Origin of the sequence: Vibrio sp. 10N.261.55.A10 (genome assembly GCF_041470825.1) — a bacterium.
Classification (GTDB): domain Bacteria; phylum Pseudomonadota; class Gammaproteobacteria; order Enterobacterales; family Vibrionaceae; genus Vibrio; species Vibrio crassostreae_C.
The window spans coordinates 72,957-97,823 of sequence record NZ_JBFRNC010000041.1; the positions used below are offsets into that span (position 1 = coordinate 72,957).

Annotated in this window: 20 protein-coding genes and 2 pseudogenes; 14 read left to right on the plus strand and 8 right to left on the minus strand. The window is 44.0% G+C overall.

Annotation, left to right across the window (positions count from 1 at the left end):
* The first annotated feature begins 131 nt into the window (after positions 1–131).
* From AB4274_RS13365 to AB4274_RS13400, 8 genes and pseudogenes are all read left to right on the plus strand, one after another.
* The gene (locus AB4274_RS13365; protein WP_017059770.1) at positions 132–815 is read left to right on the plus strand and encodes a DUF3334 family protein; all 684 of its coding nucleotides are present in this window, start codon (positions 132–134) and stop codon (positions 813–815) included.
* Positions 816–1,024: 209 nt separating this feature from the next.
* Positions 1,025–1,714: a DUF2786 domain-containing protein gene (locus AB4274_RS13370; RefSeq protein ID WP_017059769.1), complete on the plus strand. Its 690-nt coding sequence runs from the start codon at positions 1,025–1,027 to the stop codon at positions 1,712–1,714.
* Between the two features lie 99 nt (positions 1,715–1,813).
* Positions 1,814–2,491, plus strand: coding sequence for an OmpA family protein (locus tag AB4274_RS13375; protein WP_372112274.1), 678 nt, complete (start codon positions 1,814–1,816; stop codon positions 2,489–2,491).
* Between the two features lie 157 nt (positions 2,492–2,648).
* Positions 2,649–3,216 (plus strand): annotated as a pseudogene (locus tag AB4274_RS13380) (tetratricopeptide repeat protein); the annotation flags it as partial.
* Between the two features lie 80 nt (positions 3,217–3,296).
* Positions 3,297–3,734, plus strand: a pseudogene (locus tag AB4274_RS13385) (hypothetical protein); the annotation flags it as partial.
* A gap of 165 nt (positions 3,735–3,899) precedes the next feature.
* Entirely contained in the window at positions 3,900–4,088 is a 189-nt protein-coding gene (locus AB4274_RS13390) for a hypothetical protein (protein ID WP_017070242.1), read from the plus strand.
* A 342-nt stretch (positions 4,089–4,430) separates the two neighbouring features.
* On the plus strand, positions 4,431–4,838 hold the full coding sequence (locus AB4274_RS13395) for a SulA-like leucine-rich domain-containing protein (protein ID WP_372112257.1): 408 nt from the start codon (positions 4,431–4,433) through the stop codon (positions 4,836–4,838).
* Between the two features lie 311 nt (positions 4,839–5,149).
* Complete coding sequence (locus tag AB4274_RS13400; RefSeq protein WP_102428047.1) at positions 5,150–6,253, plus strand: phosphoribosylaminoimidazolesuccinocarboxamide synthase; 1,104 nt, start codon at positions 5,150–5,152, stop codon at positions 6,251–6,253.
* A gap of 166 nt (positions 6,254–6,419) precedes the next feature.
* Here AB4274_RS13400 and AB4274_RS13405 read toward each other — a convergent pair whose 3' ends face one another.
* Entirely contained in the window at positions 6,420–6,797 is a 378-nt protein-coding gene (locus AB4274_RS13405) for a hypothetical protein (RefSeq protein ID WP_017059766.1), read from the minus strand.
* Positions 6,798–7,000: 203 nt separating this feature from the next.
* Entirely contained in the window at positions 7,001–9,379 is a 2,379-nt protein-coding gene (locus AB4274_RS13410) for a helicase-related protein (RefSeq protein WP_372112259.1), read from the minus strand.
* 183 nt (positions 9,380–9,562) lie between these two features.
* Between AB4274_RS13410 and AB4274_RS13415 the strand changes: the two genes are divergently transcribed.
* From AB4274_RS13415 to AB4274_RS13425, 3 genes are all read left to right on the plus strand, one after another.
* The gene (locus tag AB4274_RS13415; protein ID WP_372083855.1) at positions 9,563–11,251 is read left to right on the plus strand and encodes an NAD-dependent malic enzyme; all 1,689 of its coding nucleotides are present in this window, start codon (positions 9,563–9,565) and stop codon (positions 11,249–11,251) included.
* A gap of 172 nt (positions 11,252–11,423) precedes the next feature.
* Complete coding sequence (locus AB4274_RS13420) at positions 11,424–12,224, plus strand: vancomycin high temperature exclusion protein (RefSeq protein WP_017063589.1); 801 nt, start codon at positions 11,424–11,426, stop codon at positions 12,222–12,224.
* A 196-nt stretch (positions 12,225–12,420) separates the two neighbouring features.
* On the plus strand, positions 12,421–13,791 hold the full coding sequence (locus tag AB4274_RS13425) for a DASS family sodium-coupled anion symporter (RefSeq protein WP_017059762.1): 1,371 nt from the start codon (positions 12,421–12,423) through the stop codon (positions 13,789–13,791).
* 254 nt (positions 13,792–14,045) lie between these two features.
* Here AB4274_RS13425 and AB4274_RS13430 read toward each other — a convergent pair whose 3' ends face one another.
* Positions 14,046–15,341 (minus strand): GGDEF domain-containing protein, encoded by a 1,296-nt coding sequence (locus tag AB4274_RS13430; RefSeq protein WP_102393412.1) that lies wholly within the window; start codon positions 15,339–15,341, stop codon positions 14,046–14,048.
* A gap of 303 nt (positions 15,342–15,644) precedes the next feature.
* Here AB4274_RS13430 and AB4274_RS13435 point away from each other — a divergent pair, with 303 nt between their 5' ends.
* Positions 15,645–16,469 carry a DUF2797 domain-containing protein gene (locus AB4274_RS13435; protein ID WP_029235452.1) on the plus strand — a complete coding sequence of 275 codons (825 nt, stop codon included), beginning with the start codon at positions 15,645–15,647 and terminating at the stop codon, positions 16,467–16,469.
* Between the two features lie 132 nt (positions 16,470–16,601).
* Here the strand turns inward: AB4274_RS13435 and AB4274_RS13440 are convergent, their stop codons facing one another.
* Both AB4274_RS13440 and AB4274_RS13445 read right to left on the minus strand, forming a co-directional pair.
* Positions 16,602–17,852 (minus strand): sensor domain-containing diguanylate cyclase, encoded by a 1,251-nt coding sequence (locus AB4274_RS13440; protein WP_017059759.1) that lies wholly within the window; start codon positions 17,850–17,852, stop codon positions 16,602–16,604.
* A 346-nt stretch (positions 17,853–18,198) separates the two neighbouring features.
* Positions 18,199–19,083 carry a LysR family transcriptional regulator gene (locus tag AB4274_RS13445; protein WP_017059758.1) on the minus strand — a complete coding sequence of 295 codons (885 nt, stop codon included), beginning with the start codon at positions 19,081–19,083 and terminating at the stop codon, positions 18,199–18,201.
* A 230-nt stretch (positions 19,084–19,313) separates the two neighbouring features.
* Here AB4274_RS13445 and AB4274_RS13450 point away from each other — a divergent pair, with 230 nt between their 5' ends.
* Positions 19,314–19,985 carry a type 1 glutamine amidotransferase domain-containing protein gene (locus AB4274_RS13450; protein WP_372112262.1) on the plus strand — a complete coding sequence of 224 codons (672 nt, stop codon included), beginning with the start codon at positions 19,314–19,316 and terminating at the stop codon, positions 19,983–19,985.
* A 175-nt stretch (positions 19,986–20,160) separates the two neighbouring features.
* On the opposite strand, the gene AB4274_RS13455 is transcribed toward AB4274_RS13450, so the two are convergent.
* Both AB4274_RS13455 and AB4274_RS13460 read right to left on the minus strand, forming a co-directional pair.
* Positions 20,161–21,396 carry a cysteine desulfurase-like protein gene (locus tag AB4274_RS13455; RefSeq protein ID WP_372112264.1) on the minus strand — a complete coding sequence of 412 codons (1,236 nt, stop codon included), beginning with the start codon at positions 21,394–21,396 and terminating at the stop codon, positions 20,161–20,163.
* A complete protein-coding gene (locus AB4274_RS13460) occupies positions 21,380–22,036 on the minus strand; it encodes a 2OG-Fe dioxygenase family protein (RefSeq protein ID WP_372112266.1) in 657 nt (218 codons plus the stop codon). The genes AB4274_RS13455 and AB4274_RS13460 overlap by 17 nt, the downstream gene beginning before the upstream one ends.
* Positions 22,037–23,120: 1,084 nt before the next feature.
* Between AB4274_RS13460 and AB4274_RS13465 the strand changes: the two genes are divergently transcribed.
* On the plus strand, positions 23,121–24,125 hold the full coding sequence (locus AB4274_RS13465; RefSeq protein ID WP_372112268.1) for a hypothetical protein: 1,005 nt from the start codon (positions 23,121–23,123) through the stop codon (positions 24,123–24,125).
* Between the two features lie 277 nt (positions 24,126–24,402).
* Here AB4274_RS13465 and AB4274_RS13470 read toward each other — a convergent pair whose 3' ends face one another.
* Positions 24,403–24,543 carry a group II intron maturase-specific domain-containing protein gene (locus AB4274_RS13470; protein ID WP_372112270.1) on the minus strand — a complete coding sequence of 47 codons (141 nt, stop codon included), beginning with the start codon at positions 24,541–24,543 and terminating at the stop codon, positions 24,403–24,405.
* Positions 24,544–24,867 lie beyond the last annotated feature (324 nt).

The following is a 24,867-nucleotide window of genomic DNA, read 5'->3' on the forward strand; positions in this document are numbered from 1 at the left end:
TTCAGATCATATAAAAAGGTGATCAAATCAGAATCTCAGTGCAAGAATGGAGAAATAGTCACTTTCGTCTTAATTCAGTAACAATATACTGAATAACATTTTGTTTAAGACATCTCCACGAGCACATCACAATGAAAAAAAACAAAACAGTCACAACTGAAGATATCCTTCTTAAACTATGCCAATCAGTCTCAAGCGTACTGACTTCAGCGACGGCTTCTCAGGTGTCCTATTCAGCCATGGTTCAAAAGATCAACAAGACAAGCCTAAAGCCAGATTTTGGTTGCTTCGTTCTGTTTGACGGCGGCTTTTCTGGTCTCGTTGTTATTAATTTTACGTCCAAAGCAGCGCTAGAGATCTACACCAATTACATGCGCAATATGGGCATGCCTGAAAACGAGCTTGCTGTGCTTCATACTTCAGACGAAGTGGGTGATGTATTGGGTGAGTTGATGAACCAATTAGTTGGCGATTTCACCAATAAAATCCGCAAAGAGCTGCAAACCAACATCACACAAAACCAACCGAAAATGCTGGCTCTGAACAAGCAAGTTAACCTTTCTGTTGATACCAATCTCGACCGTCCACAAGCTCGTCGTGTGACCTTCTCTACCGCTAATAACAACATCTTCTACCTTGAGCTTGCGATGGATAAGACTGAGTTCATTCAATTAGAAGAATTTGAAATCGCAGAAGACGAATGTCCAGATAGCATTCTTGAGGCGACTCAGAAAAAAATGCAAGAAGCGAACAAGCCAGCTCAAAGCTCTGGCAATGATTCTGCGGCAGATCTACTCGATGAACTGGGTATCTAGTTTACGAATGCTCTAGACATATTGAAAAAACGTGTCACTAACGCCATCAATACGCTTGATGGCGTTTTTGTTTTTACCGCCAACTGGGCTCATGCAGTTCAATGTTCACCGCCTTCCTTGTTCATCAAACCAGTTTTGCCTTTCTGTTACCCGCGAAAACATGTAAAATGTTGGACTTTTAAAAATTTGCGGTACTGATTAAATTGTCGATGGATAAGAAAAAAGCCCTAAAGAAAATTGCCAAGTGTCTTGAGCTTGGAAATTCTGCGAACGTCAATGAAGCTGCCAATGCGATAAAAATGGCGCATAACTTGATGCTGAAATATGGTCTCGAAAAAGACGATATTGAATTTATCAAGATGGGGAAAACTCAGTCCAGTCACCTGTTACCTGCAAATATCAGTTCTACACTGCTGCGTGTTATTCGCGGTATCAACACCAAATTTGGCGTAGAAGCCGTATTGCTGAATCATAAAGGCCTCAAGCGTGTTGAGTTCATTGGTGAAGCCGACCGCGCGATCTTCGCAGCGTTCGCTTTCGATATCATTTATCGTGAACTGAATGAACACACCGGCCAATTCAGAAATAGCTTTGCTGGCTCTGGCACAGGGTCCTTAGAAGTGACACGCCGCGTGAACTCGTTTGTTTCAGGCTGGGTTGAAGGTGCGCTTGAAAAGCTACCAACCATTACTCCCGACGACGAATCAAACAACAAGATCAATAACTACATTGATAAAGAATTCAAAAATATCGACCGTGAAACGTTCAAGCAGCAACTGAGAGAAGCGATGAAAAACCTCACCGCCGATTATGAAGTTGGTTTGAAGAAAGGTCGTAAATTGTCTGTTAATCGACCAGTTGGCGGTACCCAGGCAGCTAAAAAGATAACTAAATCATAGAGCCACTTTACATTGCTTCGACGTATTGATAAAAACCATCAATAAGATTTACAGGACTATGTTTGTCACTCGGATTCATTCGTTTGACAGAAGTACATGATGGAGAAATACGTTAAAAAAATCACACTAGCCCTAGCGCTTACTATCGCTTTAACGGGTTGTCAGGCAACTCAACGCCAAAACGCGACAACTGGCGAATCTGAGACTAACTCTGCAACTCAAGGCGCTCTAATTGGTGCACTCGCTGGTGCCGTTGCTGGTGCTGCAACTGGTGACTCTAAAGACCGTGGTAAACGTGCACTTATTGGTGCTACCGGTGGCGCCGCTGTTGGTGGTGGTATTGGTTACTACTTTGACCGACAAGAAGCTGCCCTTCGTGAAGAGCTAATGAATTCAGGCGTTCAAGTTGAACGTGTCGGTGAGAACCAACTTCTACTTCGCCTAGAAAACGGCATCGGTTTTGATTCTGGCTCTTACGCTTTGGAATCAAGCATTCACAATACCCTTCGCGGCGTTGCTCGCATCCTCGTTGAATACCCAGATACTAGCCTAGTGATTGAAGGTCACACTGACAGCACTGGCAGCGAATCGACGAACCAAATCCTTTCTGAGCGTCGAGCTGAATCTGTTCGTGCATTCTTGATCTCTCAAGACGTTGCTGCAGGTCGTGCTATTGCTCGTGGTAACGGTGAGCGCTACCCTCTATGTGACAATAACACCTCTCAAGGTCGTGCTTGTAACCGTCGCGTAGAAATTCAAATCTTGCCGCTTAAGTAGCACGATTAAAGCCCAGTCCATCTTTATCTATTGAATTAACCTCTATATAGTTGTTTATCAGTTATGTTACTCATTTAACGTGATAATAATAATCAACGACCATAAAGCGTATTCATACTGACATATCGATTCTGGGCTTTTTTACGAGACTTATCTTTTGCTGATCCTATCCAACATTCTGTCATCATCATTTCTTAGAACACTATTTCTAGCCCTCATCTTTTCCACGATTCAACTGTCCACCACACATTTCGTGCACGCAGCAAGCAGTGATGAATTTTCACTAGAATCACAACCTCAAGATCCAGTTTCTCAATACCAATTGGCTCAAGCTTATGAATCGGGTGTCGACGTTCCTGTTAGCACCAGTGATGCATTGTATTGGTACACGCAGTCAGCAGAAAACGGCAACCCAAACGCGCAATTTAGACTGGGTGAATGGTACTTGGCAGGTACAGGTGTTGAACAAAGTAACAAGCTTGCTTTGGAATGGTTTATTAAAGCGGCGTTGCAAGGTAACCAGCGCGCACCTATCGAGGTAGCAAAACTCTACGAATCCTCGCTAGAACAAGACCTCCTTCAACCATTAGATAAAGCGCAGCTATGGTATGAAGCAGCCTTAAAAGATAATCCACAAGCAGAAGAGGGCTACAACCGCATTTTGGAAGCACAATTCAACCAGCAACGTGCAAAACAGATCTCTTCAATAGAACAGCTCGATGACAGCATCGACTCTGAAATAGACACCAGTCAGGGGGTATCTAAGCACGTTCAATCTAACCAAGCATCACGCTCTAACCTCTCCAGTTCTAACCTAACTAGCTCTGACTATATGATTGGTGCTGCGTTGGCCGTGTTGATTTCAATCATCAGCATTATTGCGACGCTCGTTATCTCAAGAAAAAGACAAGCTCTAAAGTCGGGTGATTCGCGACAGCAACAACAATCACTTGAAGCGCAGCTTAGCTCGAAGGACCTTACGATTAAGCAGCAAAAACGCCAGCTGAACACTATGTTCCACGAATTGAAGAAGCAGAAAAACAGCAAAGGTCTGAGTAATTTGCAGGTTGCCTGCGCGCTATTTGGCTACACACCTAGCTCAATCCCCGACCAGAAAAGCATCAAGATCCGATACAAACAGCTATCAAAGATCTACCATCCAGATGGTCACGGATGTGACGAAGAAATGAAACGTTTGAACAATGCGCTAAAAACCATTTTACAAAATGTTACAAAACCGTAAACAAACACACATCTTCATTTTCCTAGATCTCAAAGATATCGATTTTATTGGTGTTGCAATCGATCCCCCTCTCAAAAACGGGTAACAAACTATTAACTAATGGGTCTTACTTGTGTCATAATTTGCGCCGAAAATACACCTGACTTAAACAGGTGAGGAGAGAATATGTTCACAATAGAAGGCGTTTGTGATTGGTGCAAAAAGCCAAGCCTAGTTAAAAAGCACGACTACCTAGATGGTAAGTGTCATCATGCATGTAACGAGTGCAATGATATTGCAACCATTGATGTTCGCCAGTTCAATATTGGTGAAATTGAAATGAGAGCAAAACTCTCCCAAGCGACATTGAGATAAGCAACACCGTGAAATATAAGAAAGCGCCTAAGGCGCTTTTTTGTGCCTGTGGTTTTAGATCTTCTTTCTTCTTTCTTCTTTCTTCTCTCTTCTATACCGGTATATACAGTACTTTTCTGCAAAAGCCAGTGTATACACCTGTATAAAGCTCACATTTATTCAACTTATGATACAAAACAGCAGATTCATTCAAATTTAATTTATCGAATACTTTCAATGATTTAATCATTTACCATCCATAACCTCAGACGAAATCGTCCAATAATCCCGCAAAAAACGCTTGATCTTATAAGTAACTAAAACTACTGTATACACATACAGCATGTATATAAGGACAGCAAAATGATTCAAGCACACGTTAAAGCACAACACTCTAGCCCGCTAGTTCACTGCGCATTTACATCAGTTTCTCGTAAAAGCAAAAATTCAAACGAGGAAGCGTTGTTTGCAAGAATGGCGTTGCTGTCCAGTCAACATCAGTGGTTACTGTTTACGGCTCAAACACCAAGACCATCGGCTAAGCAGCTTAAGCAACATAATGTTTGCTGCGACCGCGTTATTCATATGAAAGCCTCTCATCAAATGACTGAGGTAGAGACTGTCGAGAAAGCAATCCGCTCTAAGAATGCGAGCGCGATTGTTGCAAGTGCATCGATTGATCAGTTCAGCCAACAGTACCTAAGAACATTAGGGTTACGCTTTCAATGTGAAGTCTTCTTTATGGATGCAAATTCAGAGCGTATTCACTAAGCCACCTTGCTTAATAACATGTTGGCTCAAAAACATGGTCCACAAACATAGCTTAATCTTTTAGCTAACAAACTTAATTTAACTTAAGAAACAATTCGCCAAAACACAGTCCAAACATACTGCCTTCCCCTGCCCTACAATTCGCCCATTTTTTAGCGGATTGTTAGGCGGGGGTTTTTATTTAAACAACAGATTTAGCAATCGTTTGCTTTTTCTCTGGAAGCAAATAGTAGATTGGGTATAATGCCCGTCTAATCATGTGCACACCGCACTTCTCTGTATGACGTTTGATAAAAGATAGGAATGTCTAAATGAGCCTTGCTGATCAAGTTCTTGCCGTAAATGATGACCTACCAATCCGTACTGATAAACCTGTCCACAGTGGCAAGGTTCGTTCGGTCTACTGGTTAACTGAAGAAGATAGCCAACGACTAATTAAAGAGAAAGGCTACGATGTAGCACCAGATGCGCCTTTAGCAATCATGGTGATCAGTGACCGTATCTCTGCATTTGATTGTATCTGGCGTGGTGAAGGGAATCTTAAAGGTGTTCCAGGTAAGGGAGCGGCTCTGAATGCTATCTCTAACCACTGGTTCAAATTGTTTAAAGACAACGGACTTGCTGACAGTCATATTCTTGATATCCCTCACCCGTTCGTATGGATTGTACAAAAAGCTCGCCCAGTCATGATCGAAGCGATTTGTCGTCAATACATCACTGGTTCAATGTGGCGTGCATACGCAAACGGCGAACGTGAATTCTGTGGTATCGAGATGCCTGAAGGCCTTGAGAAAGACAAGAAGTTGCCTGAGCTACTGATCACGCCTTCAACAAAAGGGATTCTGAAAGGTATTCCTGGCGTTCCAGAAGCTGACGATGTGAACATCACACGCAACAACATCGAAGATAACTTCGCAGCATTCAACTTTACTCAAGCAAGCGACATCGCGCATTACGAAAAACTTCTTAAAGAAGGCTTCAACGTAATCAGCCAAGCGCTAGCAAAAGTAGACCAAATCTTTGTTGATACCAAATTTGAGTTTGGCTACGTCAACGATGCTCAAGGCAAAGAAAAGCTTATCTACATGGACGAAGTCGGTACTCCAGATTCATCTCGCATTTGGGATACTCAGGAATATAACAACGGCAACATCGTTGAGAATTCAAAAGAAGGCTTCCGTCAGTTCTTGCTTAACTACTTCCCTGATGCCGACATTCTTTTGAATAAAGAGCGTATGCCAGAACGTGAAGCATTGGCTCGTGACAATGAACTTCCACTGGATTCTCTAATGTCTCTGTCTCGCACTTACCTTGATATCGCAGCGAAAATCACAGGTGCGGAGATCGTACTGAGCGAAAATCCTAAGCAAGAGATCATCGATGTACTGCGCGCTGACTATGGTCTAATCGACTAGTCGCTTAATTGCTAATTGCTTAATCGCTTAATCTCAAAATAAAAAGCTCGAAAGCTAATAAGCTCGTAGACTCAAGTTTTAGATACTAAAAGGGCCTCAATATTTGAGGCCCTTTTTACGTGTACGTTTTTACTATTCCTCGAGAGAGATTATAGGCGAGCTGAAGTTACAGCTTAATCGTGAACTCTTCTCCAGAATTACCCGCAATCACTAAATGACTGCGCGATTCAATATACTCGATCTGCTCTTCTTCAAGTGAATATGGCATCACCACTTTGAGCTCATTGATCCCTTCCAGCTTAGCGAGCTTGAGTAAGGTAACAATGTTCGACTCATCACTTTTACGCGTCGACATTGATTTCAATGCCATCTGCCATAAACGATCCTCTGGGGTGCCCAACTCTTTAATGCTATCTCGCCAGACGGTACTGAACACTGGCGCAATTGTGGTGAGTGCTTCCAGAAAAGTCCATTTTTTACTGCATGAGGCGCCAAGAAATGTTGTGTAATCGAACTCTACACGCGTCTCTTCCTGTTTATCCATGATGTCCCCCGACACTTTGGCAACACAATATACTCAATATCTATCAACTCTTTCTTTATAGCAATAGGATATAGAAGAATAGTCTTTTATGACCTTTTGATTGGTTAAAAAGGCATATAAAAATCAAACTTGTAACAAAATAAGCACTGAAAAATCATATATGCATCTATTTGATTAATATTTTAGAGATAAAACTTATCCATCTATTTGATATCAATTATTCGACTCGCTTTTTTGAACTGAATACGCCAACCAGACCATGTCGGTAGCTCCCAACGTTTTGGCGATAACTTTCGGCTACCCGACTGATAATGGACGTAAATCAGCTTTCTTGCGGGCAAGTATTCAACATCGAGTTGCAAGTCGGCAAGGCTCAATGCAAACGGGTATTTTTCCGAAAATTCTGAGTAGAGCCAAGTTGGAATGCCATCGAACGGTATGTCTGCATGATCGAACATTTCCAATTCGCTGACATCAGTAACACCTAGTACTTCAAGCTGCTCTATAAACCATAGCTCAAAGTTAATGTTCTCAATTTCTGGTGTGTATTTAGTTTGTTCATCGAGACCAAGTTTCACATACAACTGCCAGTGTTTGATTTCTTGAGTGCGAGCCTTTGCAAAACCGGGAAGCTGCTCTCCATTTAACACAAGGTCGACGATAGGTTTTAACGATAGTTGCCCTTCAGCGGCGACGAGTTTGGTTGTAATCGTGCGGCCTGCGTACACCAATGCCATCTCGGTAAAAACACCATCATCATTCACAACGGTTTCGCCTTGCTCCCACTCTCCTAGTTCAGCATCAATGAGAAGCTCAAGAGGAATGGGTGTCGTGACCGTCGCTAAGGTCAGTGTTTGCTTAACGCCTCTTCCCGGCAAGCTGTGAGTATCCAACACCAACATCGCTTGTGCATTATCAGGGAAACGGTTCTGACGACCGAGCACCACTTCTAAAACACCATTGGCAAAGGCTTCTTTCCTTTTCAGTCGGCGCACAAACACCAGTTCAGGATGCAGATTCACAATGGTCTTGAGCAATTCAATGCGTTGGAAACGTGACGCGACTTCTAGCTGAGGAAGTTCAAATACCTCCCGCATTTGCTTCGCCAATCCTTGAGCTTCATTCAGAGCCTGTTGGTCGATGTCTAAATGCGGATATTCTCGACCGCGCACAATCTGAATCAACAGGCTTAAATCACACCCTTCCTTCTCTTGTTGCGCGAGCGCTTCAAGATGTTCTGCATTGTTTGGTAACTGATACAAGCGAGCAGGAACGGACAGCGCCGCAGTGAGATCAACCATCGCCTCTTTTAATGCTTTGGTTTTGATTCGAGTAACGATATCGGCATACAAAGCATCAATCGGCAACGGATACAGCTTTTTACCATGCTCGGTAACTTGATGGTCGGCGTTAATCGCTTCCATCGTCAGCAAGGTTTGAGTTGCACTGTTGAGTGATTTCTCTGGAATAGGGTCAAGGAAGGACAAGCTCTCAAGCGGAGATCCACAACATGCTGCGGCCAACATAGGTTCGGTCAGCTCTTCACGCTGCAATTCAGGCGGTGTGACTAACTCTAACGCCGCATGCTCTCCATATAGACGCACACAAACGCCGTCCATTACCCTACCCGCGCGGCCAGCTCGTTGTTTGGCACTCGCTCGTGATATGGATTTAAGCATCAGTGTGGTTCTGCCATTACGCTGAACGGTGCGTCTCTCTAATCCTGAATCTATCACCACGCCAATGTCAGGAATGGTTAATGAGGTTTCTGCAACGTTAGTCGCAAGGATGACCTTTCTCAAACCATTACCTTCAGTATGGATATTCCGACCCGATAACGCTGAATCTCGCTCTGTATCACTGACCGACGCATGCAATTTAACAACTTGGATATCTGGATTTTTCGCTAAGGCTTGTTCGCATTGCACGATCTCTTTTTTACCCGGTAGAAAAACCAACATATCGCCAGAAGAAGCGATCAACTGATGATTAACTTCTTCCACGATACGCTGCTCTAGATGTCGGATATCAGGCAGTGTTCTGGATTCATTCGCTCTGTGCTCAATCTCAACTTGATAGGTTCTCCCTTCACAGCTTATGCGATTCGCATCCAAATAATGAGCAAGGCGTTCACCCTCAATGGTTGCTGAAGTGATCACCAAACGATGGCTCGCTTTTTGTTTCAGAATCGCCACCAGCAGATCAATGTCCCAGCGCCTCTCGTGAAACTCATCCACCACGATCACATCAAAACTAGCTAATCCATCTTCTGATAACCAACGCAGCGCGATACCGGGCGTCACAAAAACAACGTTAGTTTGCTCGTTGTATTCCGACTCAAGCTTAATCGCATAGCCCACTTTGCTACCCAACTTCTCGCCTGATCGCTGCGCGAGATATTTAGCCAGTGATGTACACGCGATGCGTCTTGGCTCCACCACTAACACTCGTCCATATTGAGAGGCCCAAAGTGGCAGGCGCGTTGATTTACCTGATCCGGTTTCCGCCTCTACGACAAGGTGAGAATTAGCGATTTGTTCGTGGAATACGTTTTGATAAGCATCGATGGGAAGTAATGACATAAAATGGCGAGTAGCGAAAAAGTGTGAGCAAAGTATAACGAATTATCGTGTTGAAATTCGATAAGTGTGGGACAGAGGTAAGAATATCATTTTGTTTGCTCAGATCGCGGAGAAACTATTTACAATTGAATAACTAAACCGTTATCATTTTTTAGTTACCCTTTCTCCCATATTAGGCATCCAATGAACAACGATAAACGCCCTCTATATATCCCTTATGCTGGTCCTGCTCTACTAAGTACACCTCTTCTAAACAAAGGCAGCGCATTCTCTGCTGAAGAGCGCAGTTCTTTCAACCTTGAAGGCTTGTTACCGGAAACGACCGAAACAATCCAAGAGCAAGTAGGACGTGCATACAAGCAATATTGTAACTTCGAAAGTGATATGGATAAGCATATCTACCTTCGTAACATCCAAGACACTAATGAAACACTTTTTTATCGTTTAGTTCAAAACCACATTTCTGAAATGATGCCTATCATTTACACGCCAACGGTTGGCGCAGCATGTGAGAACTTCTCAAATATTTACCGTCGTGGCCGTGGTCTGTTTATCTCATACCCGAACCGCGATCGTATCGATGACCTACTGAACAATGCGACAAACCACAACGTTAAAGTTATCGTGGTTACGGATGGTGAGCGTATTCTTGGTTTGGGAGACCAAGGTATCGGTGGCATGGGTATTCCAATTGGTAAGCTAGCACTGTACACAGCTTGTGGCGGTATCAGCCCAGCTTACATGCTACCTATCGTGCTCGATGTGGGTACAAACAACCCTCAACGTCTTGCAGACCCAATGTACATGGGCTGGCGTCACCCTCGTATCACAGGTGCTGACTACGATGCATTTGTTGAAGAGTTCATCCAAGCGGTTCAACGCCGTTGGCCTGATGCACTAGTTCAGTTCGAAGATTTCGCACAAAAGAACGCAATGCCACTGCTTGAGCGTTACAAAGATCGCCTCTGTTGTTTCAACGATGACATCCAAGGCACAGCAGCCGTAACGGTTGGTTCTCTACTTGCAGCATGTAAAGCAGCAAACAGCAAACTGTCAGATCAGCGTATCACCTTCTTAGGTGCGGGTTCTGCAGGTTGTGGTATTGCTGAAGCTATCATTGCCCAAATGGTGTCTGAAGGTATCAGCGATGCACAAGCTCGCTCTCAAGTTTACATGGTTGACCGTTGGGGTCTGCTACAAGAAGGCATGCAAAACCTGCTTGATTTCCAACAGCGTCTGGTTCAAACCAACGAAAACACCAAAGACTGGGAAAGCGATGGCACTGGTTTCTCTCTACTAGACGTAGTTCGCCACGCGAAACCAACCGTATTGGTTGGTGTGTCTGGTGCTCCAGGTCTATTCAGCAAAGAAGTCATCAAAGAGATGAACCTACACAGTGAACGCCCTATCGTGTTCCCACTGTCGAACCCAACAAGCCGTGTTGAAGCGACGCCAAACGACATTATTCGTTGGACTGATGGCCAAGCACTTGTTGCGACAGGTAGCCCATTTGAGCCAGTCGTTCACAACGGCACAACTTACCCAATCGCTCAGTGTAACAACAGCTACATCTTCCCAGGTATTGGCCTTGGTGTATTGGCTGTGAATGCTTCACGCATCACTGACGAAATGCTAATGGAATCAAGCCGTGCACTTGCTACGTGTTCTCCACTAGCAATCAATGGCACAGGTGCTCTACTTCCACCATTGGAAGAGATCCACACGGTATCTAAGAAAATTGCTCTTGCGGTAGGTAAAAAGGCGATTGAACAGGGCGTTGCTCTAGAGATCACTGAAGAAGCACTGCAACAAGCGATTGACCAGCACTTCTGGCAGCCAGTTTACCGTCGCTACAAGCGCACGGCATTCTAATAAAGCGTACTGCGCTTGGAATAAAGAGCGTTAACGACTCTTATATGAGCCTCTGCAATTGCAGGGGCTTTTTTCTTTAAACTGTCTTGTCTTTTTAACTGATTTTTCTCATTTTTATTTGGTATTATCGAGCACTCAAAAATTAATGCTCAGTGAAAGGACCATACCGAGAGTGAAATTTGATTCTCACATTATCCGTAGCTACATAAAAAAAGCTTACAAAAAACTGCAAGGTTTTCTGTTTGGCGCTTTCCTCGTGTTCTTAGTAGGCAGCGCTGCGGTTATTGCGATCGATTATTGGGTTTCATGGCAAGCGGAAGATCGCATCATCTACGATATAGATGAAGTGCCCGAGCTTGAGGTCGCCGTTGTGCTTGGCACGAGCAAATATTTGGGTCGAACACTCAACGACTATTATAAGCACCGAATCGAAGCCGCGATTGAGCTGTTCGACCGTGAAAAAGTCGACCAGTTTCTGTTAAGTGGTGATAACGCTCATCGCTCTTACAATGAGCCGTGGACGATGAAACGCGACTTGCTGAAAGCGGGTGTACCCGATGAACGCATTAACCTCGATTACGCAGGCTTTAGAACCTTAGACTCGATTGTTCGCGCTAAAAAGATCTTCGACACCGACAACTTCCTGATCATTACTCAGAAATTCCACTGTGAAAGAGCACTATTTATCGCTAATTCTTACGATATTCATGCACAATGTTTAGCGGTTTCAGGCCCTACTCATCATTCAGGCACCTCTATCCGTTTGCGTGAAGTTTTTGCGCGTACCAAAGCCTTCTTAGATTTGTATATTATGGGGACAACGCCAAAGTTCCTTGGACCTAAAGAGCCCATTCAATCGAGTCCAAAACCGGAATCATTTCCGATTCCAAACCCTATGACTGACCCCTCTGTAAACCCTGTTGTAGATCCTACAACAAACCCTATTGCAGACCCAGCAGAGACAGATGTGTAGAAAACTACACATTTTGAATTTGTTGCCTCACATTTCCCCACTGTTACACAAAAACACACCAACACGCCTTTATTAACTTAAGTAACATTCTCCCAACAAAGTCTGACCCTACATCAAGCTATATACCTCGAAAATAATAAGCACGACTCAATGAAGTCGTGCACCAATAAAACGAGGATAACAAAAGGAGCGTCTTATGACGGCACTTGTTACTACACTGAAACACTGGTTGTTCACCCGCAACAGCATGATATTAATTGGTAATTTCACGCTATTCGCACTCTTGCTCAACACCCTTCCTTTCGAATCACAAGTCAATACTGGTTTGAGTATTCTCGTGTTCGTTGCGGTTCTATGGTTAACCGAAGCTATTCATGTCAGCATCACCGCTCTGCTCGTTCCACTCTTGGCTGTCTTGTTTGGTGTGTTCAATACGCCCGCAGCGCTGGCTAACTTTTCAAACCCGATCATCTTCTTATTCATGGGTGGCTTCGCATTAGCAGCTGCACTGAACAAGCAAGAGCTAGATAAAGCGATAGCTGACAAAGTGCTGCTGATAGCAAAAGGCAGAATGTCGGTCGCTGTGTTCATGTTGTTCGGTGTGAGTGCGGGTCTATCAATGTGGATCTCAAACACAGCCACCACAGCAATGATGCTTCCTCTTGTTCTTGGCATCATGAACAAGGTTGACCAAAGTGAAGACCGCAACACGTACGTGTTCGTACTGCTGGGTATCGCTTACTGTGCATCGATTGGTGGTATCGCAACCTTAGTGGGTAGCCCACCGAACGCAATTGCGGCGGCAGAAGTTGGCTTGAGCTTCACAGAGTGGATGGCACTTGGCCTACCAATCTCAATGATCTTACTGCCAATCGCGATGATTATTCTTTACGTGATGACTAAGCCGAAGCTTGACCACAAATTCGAGCTAGACCATGCCCCAGTTGAATGGACAAACAGCAAGAAAATCACACTGTCTATCTTCCTTCTAACCGTAACGCTTTGGATATTCGGTAAACCAATCAACGCAATGATTGGCGGATTCTCTAAATTTGATAGCTTGGTAGCGATTGGCGCAATTGTACTGCTTGGCGCTTCTAGAGCGGTGGAATGGAAAGACGTCGAGAAGACAACGGACTGGGGTGTTCTTATCCTGTTCGGTGGCGGTATCTGTTTAAGTAACATTCTGAAAGCGACAGGAACCAGCGTATTCCTAGCACACTCACTAAGCGGATTTTTAGAAACAGCTGGCGTACTGCTTACGATTCTAGCCGTGGTAGCGTTCGTGGTATTCCTAACGGAATTTGCGAGTAACACAGCGAGTGCAGCACTTCTGGTGCCAGTATTCGCAACCATCGCTGAAGCACTTGGTATGTCGCCAGTTATCTTGTCTGCTCTGATCGCTGTCGCTGCATCTTGTGCCTTCATGCTTCCTGTTGCAACACCACCAAACGCAATCGTGTTTGGCTCGGGTCACATCAAGCAGAAAGAGATGATGCGAATCGGTATGGTGTTGAACCTAGTTTGTATCCTAGTTCTGACTCTGTTCGCTTGGATCTTCTGGTAAACACTAACGTTCTATAAGCGCATGCTTACAGGAATGCTCCCCTAAACTGGTTGAACTTCCCCCGGTTCAACCAAGACAAAAATGCCCGTTCAGCGTAAGCAAGCACTGAACGGGCATATAAAAACAAGAAACGCTTTCCCTTTTGGTGGCCCCGCGCCACCTTTTTTGTTTTGGCTTTTGGGAGAAGAACCATAAAAACGCCACACGTCACATATGCACGTGTGGCTTATAAACTCATCAAAACAATTTTCAGATTAGTGACTCAAGATCACCTGGTTTCGACCTGAATGCTTTGCTTGATATAAAGCTTCATCAGCGCGAGCAATGGTCTCTGTCACTCGCTCTTGCTTCATCTCGGCAACACCGATACTGCATGTCAGCGGATCGCCATGAACCCAAAGGTGCTGGCTAACCAATAATCGAATGCGTTCAGCTTTTATCTGCGCCTCTCCGGCTTCGGTCTCAGGGCAAAAAACAATGAACTCTTCACCACCCCATCTCACCAACTTGTCGGTAGCGCTGATCGAACTGCCCACCACCATGCTGAACTCGCGTAAAATATGGTCACCCATTTGATGTCCGTACTTGTCATTTACACTCTTGAAGTAGTCGATATCGAGATACAACATACCCAGCTTGCCATGTCCTTGCTTCACATGTTGTGACTGCATTTTCAACCAATCACGAATCGCGTGGCGGTTTAGTATTCCGGTTAACTCATCACGATGGGCCATCTCTGAAAATTCAAAATTCTGTTCTCTCAGTGCGCGATTGACGTTCTTTAAGTGGTGATGTCTTTTCTCTGCGATCACCATGCGTTTTCTTGAACGGTTTAACTCTGACAGCAAGAATACGGTGCCCGTCCCCACCCACACAAACAGTAGGATCATGAACAAGCTTTCTGCGGTGATATACGAACCTTCGAACTCAATACTGCGGATGACGATTCTGTGGTGACCGAGTTTCGCTCCAGACGCAGTAGCAAACTCAACCATATTCACATTCGAAAATTCAGGGGCCGAATGCTCTAACGCAATGTCGTTGTCAGCCAGCCACCATGTCATCACTTGCAGATTTTTGATCGGGATTTCAATCACACCACCATCGACTCCTGGAGAAAACTCCATCCCGTTGTACTTATGTGTGTACTCGTCATCGGGAACAGAATAAGCAGGATTGTAGTTGCGTAGGTAAGTTCTCAAACGGCCACGAGAGTCCGCTTCCGCATGGTAATCAATATTCACTCTAAAGGTGTGATACTGGGAGAGATCAAGGCCTTCGGTAATGTCTGGATTGATACGAATCGATAGGCCGCAATAAGGCCAAGGATACTCCGACTCTTTAAGTTCACAGTCGAGAATATACTGCCCATTTTCGTATGATAATTGGGATGTACTGACGCCCCTATCAACTCGATCGCTGGTCGCGATAAATTCATATTTATCAGGGGTTATTGCTGTTATCACACGATTTCCGCTCACACGGTAATACTGCACAATGGCAAGCGTTGCGATAACGAGAAAGATAACAATCTTATGGATCCACTTCACGTCTAAGCTTCCGGCTTAAGATCCCTATAGTTGGGATTTCACGATAAAAAACAAATCAGGTAAATTAGTGATCTTAATACCAATAAATCACTAAAAAACGTTATATCACGCCCGAACAAAATGTCATACTATATTTTTATGCATGTATTTGCCGTTAATTATTCACGGCGAGAATCAAGTAATATTGCGTATAAAAACAGGCTCTATTTGTTATACTCATCGCATAATCATCGTTAACCGTACTGCCTGCTCACAGCGCAATCGAGTCGACGAAATAATAATCAAAATACAACGAGTAATGTCATGTCTTTATTAGCAAAAGGAACACTCAGAAAGATGAGTGCTTCCCTTGATGGCGCGGTTACCTACCGTTTGCCTGTAGGCGAAGAGTTTGTAGAGCTAAACCCTCTGATTGGTAAAACCATCAACCTCACTCACACCGGCAATATTTTTTGCTGCTCATGTGGTAAGAAAACTAAGAAGAGCTACTCTCAAGGCCACTGTTTTGTGTGCATGAAAAAGCTAGCAAGCTGCGACATGTGCATCATGAAGCCAGAGACTTGTCACTACGATGAAGGCACGTGTCGCGAGCCTCAATGGGGTGAAGAGAACTGCATGGTTGATCACTTCGTTTACCTATCAAACACATCAAGCCTAAAGGTGGGTATCACTCGTCATACTCAAATCCCTACCCGTTGGATTGACCAAGGCGCGACTCAAGGTTTGCCTATCTTGAAGGTAAAAACACGTCAGATCTCTGGCCTGATCGAAGTTGAGTTAGCGAAGCACATTGCTGACAAAACCAACTGGCGCACGCTGCTAAAAGGCGATGGCGACGATATGGAGTTGGTAGAAAAAGCCAAAGAACTATTGCCATTGGTTGAGGATAAAATCCAAGAGATCAGAGCAAGGTTTGGTGACGATGCAATCGAGATTCTGAGCGAAAACATCACTTCACTGAGCTACCCGGTTGAGCAGCACCCAGTGAAGATTGTATCGCACAACTTTGATAAGAATCCTGAAGTGACAGGCGTACTTCAAGGCATTAAAGGCCAATACCTTATCCTAGATACAGGTGTGATTAACATCCGTAAATTTGGTTCTTACGAAGTGGAAGTGTCTGCATAACTTGTAGAACTTAAACGTTTCTTATAGTTAGAAGCGCTTAGTGAATAGCCAAAAAATAAAATGCCCTCAAGTGATGACTTGAGGGCATTTTTCGTTGTCGATCCTATTCGCTTTCGATGACGATTTTAGGCGTTAGAGCGCAACCACATCTCCGTCTACACAATTCTTGCCGTTGGCTTTCGCGCGATAGAGAGATTGATCGGTTAAATTCACGAGTGCATCAATCGTGACACCGTCTTCACAGGCTTGGCTATCACTGATTCCGATACTGACACTCGAATTAAATCGTAACTGTTCATCAATCTTAAATTCGGTTTGATTAAACTGCTCTCGGATCTGATCAGACACTTGACGCGAAATCTGAGGCGACGCATTAGGGATAAATACAATGAACTCTTCACCGCCCCATCGACCTGCGACACCGCCCACAGCCTCAACATTACGCTTAGTAATATCAGCCAATGCGCAAATTACCTCGTCACCCACCATGTGCCCGTAGGTATCATTGATCGATTTGAAGTCATCGATATCAAGCAGCATACACACTAAGTGAGTCTCAGAGACAAGGTGCTCTCTCAGCCACTCATAAATCGCCCTACGGTTAAGCAAATCCGTCATTTCATCGTAATTCGCTTGGTGTACCAACTGCTTTTCCAGCATCACCTTTTGAGTCACATCTTCGAGCACAACCTGAACGGCTGGCTGACCTTTCCAAGTAATCGCATTGTCGTAAATATTGAAGAACCGATGAACGCCGTCAAAGCCAATGTTTTCAACCACGGTACTAGTACCTGACAACTCCCCTGATACGATCGCGTGATAGTGCTTGCTGATGCCATCGGCATTCTGTTTTGGTACCAGTTCAAGGATAGAGTCCAGCTCTAATACTTGCTCGATGGAAGCCGCGCCTTGCATGTTGACCCAAGATTGATTAACCATCAGCGGCTTGAAATCTCGGTGAACCAAGATGCCCTGCCCAGATTGCATGATCATGTCGTGATACATCTTATCTTGCTCACGCACCGCATTTTGCAGCTGAATCGCAGGGGAAAGATCGATCACTGTGACTTGCAGTGCAGGTCTTCCCTGCCACTCCGTCACATGGTCGATAGAAAACACGGTGAACTCTCTGCCATTGCGATCAACATTGGTATAGGTGTGAACCTGAGGGTCGCGTTGACCACTGACCGTTTCAAGGTAATTTTGATAGGCGAGAACATGATAATCTTCTGAGATTAGATCTAGAAAGCTATCGATATTAGAAAGTAGTTCTTCGGGCGATTGGTATCCATAGATGCGAGCATAGTTAGCGTCAACACTCACTACATTCATATCTTGAATAGTTATTACACCGTACGTGGATTCGAAATTTATTGAAGACATTGCCAACTCCGCACTCTAGCTACACTTCATAAACTGGAGCATAACAACACATCCTGCCAACGCTTCCACACAATCTATCACGCGCTAGGGACATTAATATGCCATCTAGTATATCGTACTGTTGCGGCCTTCTCTACAACTCAATTGCTAACACGAGTTAGTAAAAGTAGACAAGCATCTCAATCCCATTATTCGCGTCAAAAAACAGAAATAGATAACCTATACCAATGTAACCATTATCTTTTTCTACTTTTGGCCTTGAACTGATGAAAGAATCCGCTCCCAACCACTTCAAATCCTGTTCGCTATTCTTTTAAACCTGCGCACTATTCTTTAAACCTACGAACTATTCATTCCAATCAGAGAAATATGAGACTAAGAAGTCGATAGCTAACCGTGCTCTCTGTGGAAGAAAACGACGGTTCTGATAAACAATCCAACTGCTTGTGCCCGCTCCCCAATACTCTTCTAACACAGGGACGAGTTTTCCATTGCTAAGACTGCCATTGAAACTGCTTTTAGGAAGATAAACGATGCCAAGCCCCTCTTCACATGCTTTCAGTACTGCGCTCGAATTGTTACTGCGCCAGCGTCCATGTACTCGCACTGCATTTAACGGTTTGCCCTCTTTCTCAAATAGCCACTGATCACTGTTGGCGATAATACAGCTGTGCATTTTTAACTGCTCTGGATGAGTAGGCGAACCAAATTGCTCTATATAGTCTTTACTGGCTGCAGCCGCCATTGGACGATCGACCAACTTTCTTGCCACCAGCCCTGAATCGTCTAATCGACCATAACGAATGGCAAAGTCGATACCATCTTCGATGAAGTTCACCATCTTAGTATTGAAGTTCATTTCTATGGTGAGCTCAGGATGATCTTTAGCAAACTCCATCATCGCCGCTGCGACATGATTTTCTGCAAAGGCTCCTGCCGCACTCACACGCAAAGTACCGCTAAGCTGAGTCTGCTGAGAAGTCACTTGCTCGTTCGCTTGCTGAAGCCCAATGACCAAATCTCTACACTGCTGATAATAGGTGTGACCCGATTCGGTCAGGCTCACCATTCGTGTAGAGCGAGCAAGCAGTGCCACACCCACTCTCTCTTCTAGCCTTGAGACTTGGCGGCTTACATGACTGGTACTGCAACCCAGTTGTTTTGCTGCTGCAGAAAAGCCGTGACATTCGGCTACCGCAACAAACTCATTAATACCTTCAAAGCTATCCATACTTCACCTGTTAACGTCTAACGAATTCACATCTGACTATTGCTATATAGCAATAATGTTTTGCCTATTCGGCATATTATCACCTAATCAGTTTGGAACTAGTATTAGATACAACAAGGCGGCGATAGCTAAGTAACAACGCGATACCTAGCGCCTAACGAAAAGCTTCAGTGCTTAACGAAAAGCGTCAGCACCTAAATAAAAAAAACAGCAGCTCAAAGGGACGAATCATGAAAAAAATACTAATACCTGTAACTAACCACGCAACACTAGGCGATACAGATCAAGCGAATGGTACTTATGCGCCTGAACTGACTCATGCTCTCAAAGAGATCATTGCTGCGGGTTTTGAGTACGACATCGCGTCTATCAAGGGTGGTAAAGGCCCATTGTACGGAACCGATATTGAAGGGGATTCAGTAAACGCTGAGATCTTGGCTGATGATGACTTCCAGAACCGTATCAATAACACGATTCCTGTAAACCAAATTAACGTAGAAAGCTACGACGCTATCTTCTACCCAGGTGGTTTCGGTTTGCTTTCAGACCTAGCAACCAACGAGCAATTCGCTGCTATTGCGGCAAAGCATTATGAAGATGGTGGTATTGTCGCGGCAGTATGTCACGGCCCTGCGGCGCTGCTTCCGATTGTTCTGAGCAACGGCGAGAAGCTACTAAGCTCTAAATCGGTGACTGGCTTTACACGTGAAGAAGAGATCGACTTTGGCACCATCAACGACATTCCGTTCCTACTGGAAGAGTCTCTTGCTCGCAGCGCAGCGCGTTTCAACAAGGTTCAACCTTGGCAAGAGCTTGTGATTGTTGATGAGCGAGTGATTACTGGCCAAAACCCAACCAGCGCGCACGCTGTAGGTGCAACTCTGGTTAAGCACCTGTCTTAGTTAAATCAAGGGCTTATTCGAATAACTGGCGTTGTTCAAATAAGCTCAATCAAATAAAAAGAGCATGCTTCCTACTCAATACTCTTGAGAAAAGCATGCTCTTTTTTCGATCTAAAGGCACAAACAGCAAAGGCAAGTGACTTCTTATTAATTACTTCTTGCTAATGGCTTCTCGCTAATTACTTCGCAAGATCCCTTCAAGCACATTGAACAGCAAGTCGATCTCTTCAATCGAGTTGTAATGCATACAACCAATACGCACCACGCCCTGCTCTTCAATACCCAACTGTTTCACCAAACCTAATGCGTAGAAATGTCCGTTCCACACACAGATATTATGTTCACCCAGCTTCTTGGCGATGAACTCTGGAGAATGGTTTTCAAAGGTAACCGCAAAGGTTGGCGTTCTTAGGTTCGAATCAAACTCTGTTTTCCCGTAAAGCTTTGCCCCTTCAAGATCAGACAAGCGTTTAAGGAAGTACTCACTGAGCTGGCTTTCATGCTTATTATAAAGCGCGTAGCTTTGCTCTAAACGAGAACGCAATGAGTCGATTGGCTCACCGAATTGCGCCAAGTAATCTACCGCCGCAATCACACCTGCAAGGCCTTCAAAGCTTTGCGTACCTGTTTCAAAACGGCCTGGGCCGATATTGGTTGCAGGCTCTACCTTGTAAGGCTTTAACGTGTGTAGCCATTGAGGTGCAACATAAGCAATGCCCACATGCGGGCCAAAGAACTTATAAGCTGAGCACGCTAAGAAATCACAATTCAGTTGCTGAACATCGATCAAGTGATGCGGTGCGTAATGTACGGCATCGACATAAACCTGCGCACCATGCTGATGTGCAAGTTCAATAACTTTTGCCATGTCGACAATAGAGCCTGTCGTGTTCGAAGCAAATGTCACCGCGACAAGCTTGGTTTTCTCGTTAAGCAGCGACTCAAAGTGCGCCATGTCTAGGCTGCAATCCGACTCGTCTACACGAACTTGGCGAACAATCGCGCCTTTGTCGTCTGCCGCTTGCTGCCAGCTCGATACATTTGAGTAATGGTCTAACGCCGTGACGATAACTTCATCGCCCTCTTTCCAATCGCGGCTGATCGCACGGCTAAGCTGAAACGTCAGCGAGGTCATGTTGGCACCAAACACAACATTGCCAGAAGATTCAGCATTCAGTAACGCTTGCACCGACTCTCGTGCTTGCTGCATCAAGCCTGTCGTTTTCTGGCTAGAAAAATAGTGCCCACCTAGGTTTGAATTGAAATGCCCAAGGTATTCCGTCATTGAAGCTAAAACATTCTCAGGCACCTGAGACCCACCCGGACCATCAAAAAAGGTCACAGGCTTGCCGTTATGATATTGGCCTAACGCGCTAAACTGTTGGCGCACATCATTAAGAGTGAAGGACATTGCGCGCATCCTTAGCCGTTAATACAAACACATCCATGTAGCCCATCTCGCCGTGGTCTATGGTACGAATCGGTTGTGCATTATGCCAAAGCTTACTATCAGCAAGCATTGCCACTTCGCCATCACCTAACACTTTTCTAAAGAATGGTGCTTCATGTGAATCTTGGTACAGCATGATTTCGCCACCAACAATGTTATGACGGTTCACACCAATTAACGCGATGTGGTCGAAGCCATCTTGGTGCACGCCTTCAGGCGCAACCTGTGTCTCTTCAAAAATGGCGGCGATGCGGATTTGATGGATTTCGATTTCTTGTCCGTCTTCAAGCCCGTTGGTTTCAATAAACAGTTCACACATCTCTTGCATGCCTTGGCTGCTTAGAATTGGTGCTTCAATCGGCTCGAACTGACGAACAACATCACCTTGAAAGTGATTAATGTTTTCAGACTGAACAAAGTTATGTTTGTCTAGCTCAACGACTTGTCCATTACTGAATTGAACCACCGAGTACCTTCTCAATCGAAACTGGCCATCCGCATGCTCTGTACTTGGTAGCTTAGAGAATGAAGGTGACAACTCCTCAACTGCGTGGTTACTGAGGTGGGTAATATGTAGGGTATTTTCGTGAGCATGTAACATCATCGACTCCTTAATGATTGTTAATTTACTTTCGATATTTAACGTTTTGTTTACATAAAGGATACTTGAAGATCTTGTCAAATCAACATTAAACAATCATTTATCCCGTCAGAAATAATAATTCAGATAGTAAAACTAACTTTAAATTCAAAAGCAGTGCATAACACCAGAATAAAAGATGACCAACTCTTAAAACTAGCACACTCCACTAGCTAGTTATAAATCCCTGCAAATTTAAATTTAACGATATTATAAACTAGCAAGCTATGTTTCATATTGTGTCAGCCCTTTCCCTTTAATACGCCAGCCTCCTTGCCTGAGTTCAGGCATCACACTCGCCATCATTCATTTCTATGCTTTTGCACCGCGAAATACGACCTACCTATCAATTGCCAAACTATTGATTATTTACACAACAAACTGAAATTGGTTAATTTATGAGTACGCCAGAAACCAAACGCCTTTGCTTGCGCGTCTGGAACAGGTCGAGTTCGGGGGGAACTCGGCCGCCCTCAAATGGCTCATTTCTTTTAAAAGCGCAACTTGATAGTTCTTTTAGTCTCGAAAATGTTTGAAGTGGAATGTTACGGGTGGGATTTGATCAGTGGTATATTAAAACCTGAGCATGAAGCATTTGAAATCAACGAGAACGATGGATTTAGTTTCTAGATAAGTTACACATGTATACAAGCGTCAGGCGCTCTTCCCTATGCCCCCAAACGTTTCAGGAGCCACAGTAAAACCCATAGGATTAGCTAATGAACAAGTACGAGTAATCCTCAGTAGTTGCAGAGTTTGCAACACCCCCTACATGTCCCAATTGTCCAACAGCCTGTTGGAAAAATTTTAATACCTAAATTTTGCAAGAGGGTCTTGCAAAAATGCGAAACAAGTTGTTTCGTAAATCGTCGTTGCCCCGAAACACGCTAGCAACAGGTAAGAAAACCTTACCTGCTGCTTCATCTTTCCCCCTAAATGTTTTAGACAACATCTCGATATCTTCAGAATTTGCGATGGTGATCAGTGTTGAAATATTTATTATTCATATAATGTAAACAACCTTAAATTGGATAAACATAAGCAAATGAAATCATTAGTAAAAGCCTCTACACTTACGTTAATCGCATTATCAACAATCTCTGGTTGTGTAACAATCCCCTCTTCCCAAACGGAGCGCGGCCTTGAGTACGCTGCCCCTTTTCAAAGCTTCAACTATACCAAAAAGGGAGAAACCATCACTCATAGCGAAGCCATGCAGGTAATGTCACTTTATTCGCGTCAAAGCCCAACTAGATATAACAATTTGGATGACTTCAGTAACAAAAATCACAATGTCTTTTTAAGTGCAACTCAAGTTGGTGTCGCTGCTGGTACTTTCACCTCTGCATTCAACCCTTTTCAAGCAACTACTCGACTAATTGGTTTGCAAGCTACTAAGTCTTCTATGACAAAGAAATACAAAAAGAATGTTCTCATTAGTATCGTTCCTAAAAATGACATGAGCCTTCTTGAGTTAGAAAGTGCCGTACATAAAGCTCATACAGCTCAGTTACAAGTTGCTTCTAACGCCTACAAAGATGCTGGGTTCAACCCTGTAACTTTAGTGGATGGTAAAGATATAAATTGGAATAGAATCTATCCTTTGACATATGTTGCACCGCTAAATAATGATAAAACCGCTCTCTGTGCCTCTCAGTACGACTATCAGAGTATGAAAGACAAGGCAGGTGCAACTTCAGGTCATGAAGAATCAAAAGATTGTTATGCTTACACATCTTACTGGGCTCAATATTACTATGGAGCAGACAACAACAATTCTTACTCAGAAGTAGTTCCTAAAAAGGGTGATTTCATTGTAGTACATACAGTTCTACCTGATGTATTCCCTGTATCTAAAATTAAATCCGACGAAGAAGGAATGTACTTGTATCAGCCGTCCTTCTATTGGTTAAACTCATACAATCTAAGCCAGATGGCTAAGAATCAAATGAATGTACTAATGGACTATGCAAATAAAGGTGAATTCTCGGAGGTTCCAAGAGTTCTTAAATTGAATGCTCGAACGGAATTGATGTTCGGTACTAATTAAATCGAGTAGGAGGAGGCCTTCTGGCCTCTATCCTCTCACACTACCGTACAAGCGTGAGCCGTATGACTCCTAATATAGTGACTCATACCCATCTCACCGTAACATTTGAGTGGCATAGCATGATTTACCGGTGCCGTTAACGCCAACCGCCATAAACCTTTATCTGACATTGCTAGCTTCCACGCACTTCGCTCTGTTACACCTTGTCGCTATGGCAGTGCCTGCGTTTGTGTTGCTTCAAGCGGTAGTATCTTAAACGACGCCGCATCCACTCATCTTAGCGCTGTATGGCACTTTGACTTGTGGCGAGTTTGAAGTGGTGTTGCCAGCCTCGTAGGGATTGAGTTAACTCTGTGATTAACACCTCTAACTCTTGACCTCTATTTCGGATCGTTATTCCACGTGCTCGCTTCTTCATTTGAGCTTGTGCCGATTCTTATATATTGATTACTAATTTAGGAAAGTCACTGACACGCTTCTGTCCAAAAATGAGCTATGTGTAAATGAAAGGCGGTTGCCCCGAGTTTTAATGTTGCATATCATTAACAATGAGTAACCACTTATTATTTAAGTTACATATACCCCGTTTTCTTTGTAACGAGAAGTGGGGGCACTTTGCCCTAGCTATAGTTATTAATTAATAGTAAAACTAAATAAGGAAATATTCGATGGAGAAGGTCATTGCGGTGAGCGTACTTTTGGGGTTTACCTCAGGTATTTTATTGGTTCATCGCGGATTAGC